We start from the raw sequence: 5,553 nt of genomic DNA, 5'->3' as shown, positions 1-5,553 counted from the left end.
GTATTCTTCACTTGCAATGGGAGACTATACAACTGCATCCGGCCGAACTTCAACGGCATTGGGCGGTTTGACTGTTGCTCCGTCAGCATTTGAAACTGCAATAGGATTTTTTAATACAGAGTATATACCTGAAAGCACTATGCAATGGCATAACAATGATCGCCTTTTTGTTATTGGCAATGGTACTGATGGTGGATCAAGAAGCAACGCCCTTACCATCCTGAAAAATGCCAACACCACCATTGGCGGCTCACTGACCATCAATGCCAATGGAACCGATGCAAGCATCACCTTACCGGGAAACAGAGGGACAAACGGACAGTTTATGAAAACCAATGCAGATGGTTCTACTGATTGGGCTAATGCAGTTGAACCCGGCACAGCTCCCGGCCAGATGCAATACTGGAATGGAACAGCCTGGGTAACGGTGGCTGCCGGACAAAACGGACAAACCATGATTTTTTCAAATGGAAGTCCGTTGTGGGTTTATGATTATGATATTCTTAATCATTTGAACATCGGTGATTACTACCAGGGAGGGAAAATTGCCTATTTTATCCAACCCGGCGACCCCGGTTATGATGCCAATGTCAGGCACGGACTGATTGCTGCGCCAATGGACCAAAGTGCATCTGCACCCTGGGGATGTTATGGCACAACCATATCCGGCGCCGATGGGACTGCTTTGGGAACAGGCGCACAGAACACGCTGGACATTGTGGCGGGTTGCAGCACAGCAAGTATAGCTGCCCAAATCTGCAATGACCTTGTGCTAAACGGTTACTCTGACTGGTATCTACCCAGCAAGGATGAATTGAATAAATTGTACGAGAATAAAACAGCCATTGGTGGTTTTGCTCCCGCCTACTATTGGAGCTCTTCGGAGTACAGTAGCACCAACCCATGGGGACAGGGCTTCAGCAGTGGCGACCAGGCCAAGCTCAGTAAGAACTACGGCGCTCGTGTTAGGGCGGTCAGGGCTTTTTAGACCTGAGCCTGCCAAAGGTTAACCATTTATCCATTAAAATCTTTAGGAAATGATTTAAAAACAGGATTAAACAATTAAAAATGAGCTCAATTTATAAATTTAAAATTATTCAAAGATGAAAACAATTGGAATTCTTCTGGTTTTCCTGGCTTTGAGCTTTAATTTATTAGCTCAGCCAACCGCCATCACCTGGCAGGGCAAACTGCTGGACAACAGCGGTAATGCCATCAACCAAAACAACGTGGCCATGACCTTTGCCATGTTCGATGCTGAAACTGACGGAAACCAGCTTTGGCCCACCACGGGCGTTGTGGCCAAAGTTGTTAACGTCCTTAACGGTCTTTACTCAGTACAATTAGGGACCGGAATTGCCGACGATATGGCCTTCGCCGCCGAAATGTTCGAAGGCTTTACCCCCTGGCTCGAAGTAAAAGTGGGAACGGAAACGCTCCCGCGAACGGAAATCACCAACGTTCCCTTTGCGCTGATCAGCAACGATCTGAGCGCTGCCGGTTGGGAAAGCCCCGGTGAAATAGGAAAAACCACCCCCAATACCGGGAAATTCACCACCCTCGAATCGGAGACCATCAAGCTTACGACCGTTGCAGGGCTGGGGAAGGTACTATCTTCCGATGCCACCGGCATTGGCGCCTGGACTGCGTTACCCGCTCCTCCCGTCACCTCGGTGAACGGGATGACTGGTGCAGTTACCCTGACCAAATCCGATGTCAATCTGGGAAACGTCGAGAACACAGCCATTTCAACATGGGCAGGCAGCGCAAACATCTCTACAGTCGGAACTATCACATCCGGAACCTGGAATGGAGCGGTTATAGATGAAACCTATATCGGCAACCTGAGTACTTCAAAAATCACTTCAGGAACTTTTGACAACGCCAGGATAAACTGGGCTGCACCAGGGGCAATAGGCTCCACAACCCCGGCCACCGGAGCATTTACTTCCTTATCGGCCAGCAACGGGCTTTCAGTTTCCGGCGGAACGGTAAACATTAAACCTGCAGGCAGCGGAGGTGCAGGCGGACAGGTACTAACCACGGATGGAAATGGAAATGCCACCTGGCAAAACTCCAAACTGGCCAATTTTGAAGAGAGTAATACATGGTTCTTTCCGAAAATGATTGTTAAGCTACAAGCAGTCAATGCTTTTCCGGATGTCGATCTGGTACTTGCTCCACAGGGACTAGGCGCCATTCTTGCCGACCAGCCTGATGGAACGGCAGCCGGGGGCAACATCAGGGGGATGCGTGCAGTGGATCTGCAAATGGGCAGATTCGATGCCACGAAAGTAGCCAGCGGTTCTTATGCAATAATCCCTGGAGGGTTTGATAATACTGCAAGCGGGAGCAATTCTGTAGCGATTGGAACAACCAATTATGCCACAGGTCAGAATTCCATTACTATCGGAACTGTTAATAATGCCAGTGGTATGCTATCCATAGCGATAGGTTGGAATGCTGTTGCCTCCGGATATTCCTCCAAAGCTTTTGGGGATTACCTAAGTGCCCCCTCGGCCTATGAAACCGTTTTAGGACAGTATAATATCGATTACACGCCCGTAAGTACCACCGGCTGGGATGCCAGCGACAGGCTGTTTCTGGTGGGCAACGGAACTTCAAATGTAGCCAGAAGCAATGCCCTGACCATTCTGAAAAATGCCAACACCACCATCGGCGGCTCATTGACCATCAACGGTAACGGAACCAACACCAGTATTGCCTTCCCAACCGGCAGGGGCAACAACGGACAAGTGCTTACTTCCAACGGTAGCGGCGGGACAAGTTGGGCAACTCCTACCAATGGGACAGTTACAGGAGTAACCGGAACACTGCCCATCGTTTCAACAGGCGGAACGGCCCCGGAAATATCTATCAATCCGGCAACCACCTCCACTGCCGGAAGCATGAGTGCTGCCGACAAAACCAAGCTGGATGGATTGAAGACTCATACCATTGGAGAAAGTTATGGTGGCGGCATTGTATTTTATGTATATGATGGCGGATACCATGGATTAATAGCAGCTACAACCGACATAGGTGATGGAACAAACTACTACTGGTGGAACGGTGTATATAAAATTACCGGAACTTCCGGAGACGGACTGAATACCGGCGAAATGAACACAACATTGATCATTGCTTCACAAATAGCAGATAACCAAATTGGTTATTTTGCCGCAAGAGTTTGTGCAAATTATTCCGTGACGGTTGACGGGATTACCTATGGTGACTGGTACCTGCCTTCAAAATATGAATTGAATTTATTGTTTTTGCAAAAAGACATCGTTGGCGGTTTTCCTATTTACACCTCCTATTGGAGTTCGTCCGAGGCCTCGTACGATCATGCATGGTGCCAATACTTCATGGGTAACGGCGATCAGAGCAGTTCCCCAAAAAATAACACTTTCCATGTGCGTGCCATTAGGTCGTTTTAAGAGAGTTATCTGACTAAAAATAAGTATAATACAAATAGGATATAAAAATAGAAAATCATGAAAAATATACCAGTCTTTACTTTGATACTTCTTATGCCCTGGCTGCTCCAGGCACAGACGCTCAAAACCTCCGTGTTTTCATCAGGAGGAGGCGCATCGCAAAGCGCAGGTTACAACCATTTCGGCACTTTCGGGCAGCCACTTTCTGTCGGCGCCCTGGGTACAAATTACCAGACCAGAGAGGGTTTTATTTTTGCCCAGCAAAACGAGTTGACCAACTCCGTTTCGGCAGACCAGGAAATGTGCCCCAACACCGAGATTGAAACACTGATCTCAGTCAATGAACATGCGGAAGGTGAACTGGCTTACCAATGGCAGCAGCTGGTTGGCGGTAACTGGCAAAATATTGCCGGTGCAACGGGCGCCACCTACACACCTGATCCGCCCATCGAAACTACACTGTTCAGGATGCTGGCTATTGATAAAAGCGGCGTCGGCACCGTGGAAAGTAACCCGGTAACGATCACCATTCATTCGGCGAATGATTACTTTGAAATACCCAATCCCTGGCTGGCAGCCAACACCCATGCCAGCGCCAATGGCACTTCGGTGTATGCCCCCTGCAACAACGACGGCACGTTCCTGCTTACAGCCACAGGCAAGAGCACGACAACCAGCGATGTGTTCCATTTTGTTTACCAGGAGCTTTGTTCTACCCAGGCAACGGTGATTGCACACCTCGATGAAGTGGAAAACGGCGGCTGGGGCGGCGTGATGATGCGCGAAAATACTACCCCCGGAGCAAAAACCATTTTGTTCAAAACAAGGCTTTACAACCCCAATGTGATTATTGGTTATCGGACAACCACCAATAAATCCATGCGTAATTTAAGCCAGGTGGCCCAGATGGTCCGGTGGATGAAGATCCAGCGTAACGGTAACAATTTCAAGGTGTTCACCTCTTATAACGGAACCACCTGGCAACAACGCTATTCCGGCACAATTTACATGGGCGATTGCATCCTGGCCGGTATATTTACCGAAAGTGTGCTGGCATCGCGCACTTCCAAAGCATGGCTCGATCATGTGGTAGCAGACGGTTCCCTGAAAACAGGAACCGAACTCGCCACCACCGAAATCATCGATTCGTCGGAAGCTCCTGAATCGATTCTTGTTTATCCCAATCCTGCAAATGATGTACTGAACATCGTCGTTGGGACCTCCACCGACGGCTTGTTTCCCGCAGCACAATCATTCATGGAATTCCGGAGTGCATCCCTCCTTTCAGCCGAAGGAAGACTGGTCAAAACCATTCCCATCACCAACACCACCAACCAACTGGCCGTTGATGACCTGAAACCGGGGATTTACATTTTGAAAATCAGATGGGAAAAGGAAATGATTATCAAAAAAATTGTCATTCAATAGGTTAAACAAGTTGATGTGGTGTCAAGAGTCTTATTTGATACAGACAGGTTGAAAATCAGGCTTGGCCGTCCCTTCCGGTTTCCCGGAAGAATTTCCGGAAGCCTGATTTTCGATGTTTTACACCATTTAGTATATTATTTTCCAATTTCTTGCTTTTTTTGGCAGAATTTTCTGCCGAAGGCATCCATAGGAAAAAGACAAATGTCAAAAGACAAATAAATACGAAATTTGAAAAATTCAATTACCAAACTGTTCCACATTCATTCCTGCCTGACTGGGTCACCCTTCATGACGCAGTCAGGCAGACAGGGCCGCTTTCACTGTTTGGATTTTTGATCCTTTGTACATTGAGTTTTATTTGAGATTTGTTTATTGAATTTTGTCCGCAGGACTCCTTTGGAGTAATTTCTGGTTTATCCAGGTTAGGGGATCAAGGAAAAAAATTCAAAACCGAAAATTTTCAAAACAGATCCTTCAGGGAAATGCAATTAGTAATCAATTAAATATCAATCAACGAAATGAAAACATTTAATCAAATCTCTCTGGCATGTCTGATGCTGTTGATCAACATGGTAACAGTCAATGCCCAAACCACAAAAACCGTCGGTACCATCGGTGCAGACTATGCCACCCTTAAGCTCGCTTTTGACGACATCAATGCCGGCAATCTCTCCGGCGCTATTGT

At 47.5% G+C, this 5,553-nt stretch carries 4 protein-coding genes; all 4 read left to right on the top strand.

The features are described 5' to 3' along the window. On the top strand, positions 1-988 hold a 988-nt coding region (locus tag IH598_12835), incomplete at its 5' end, for a DUF1566 domain-containing protein (protein ID MBE0639396.1). 115 nt (positions 989-1,103) lie between these two features. Beyond that, positions 1,104-3,440, top strand: a complete 2,337-nt coding sequence (locus IH598_12830) for a hypothetical protein (protein MBE0639395.1) — start codon at positions 1,104-1,106, stop codon at positions 3,438-3,440. A gap of 57 nt (positions 3,441-3,497) precedes the next feature. Next, a complete protein-coding gene (locus IH598_12825) occupies positions 3,498-4,868 on the top strand; it encodes a T9SS type A sorting domain-containing protein (GenBank protein ID MBE0639394.1) in 1,371 nt (456 codons plus the stop codon). Between the two features lie 518 nt (positions 4,869-5,386). Then, positions 5,387-5,553, top strand: a 167-nt coding sequence (locus IH598_12820; GenBank protein ID MBE0639393.1) for a hypothetical protein, incomplete at its 3' end; no start/stop codon positions are given.

It is taken from the genome of Bacteroidales bacterium (genome assembly GCA_014860585.1).
Taxonomy (GTDB): Bacteria; Bacteroidota; Bacteroidia; order Bacteroidales; family 4484-276; genus RZYY01.
This window is presented reverse-complemented; position numbering and strand designations above follow the sequence as displayed.

What these genes read in the sequence shown, in the direction of transcription:
- IH598_12830 (MBE0639395.1), top strand. Translation starts at nt 1,104, where the DNA reads ATGAAAACAATTGGAATTCTTCTGGTTTTCCTGGCTTTGAGCTTTAAT.
- IH598_12825 (MBE0639394.1), top strand. Translation starts at nt 3,498, where the DNA reads ATGAAAAATATACCAGTCTTTACTTTGATACTTCTTATGCCCTGGCTG.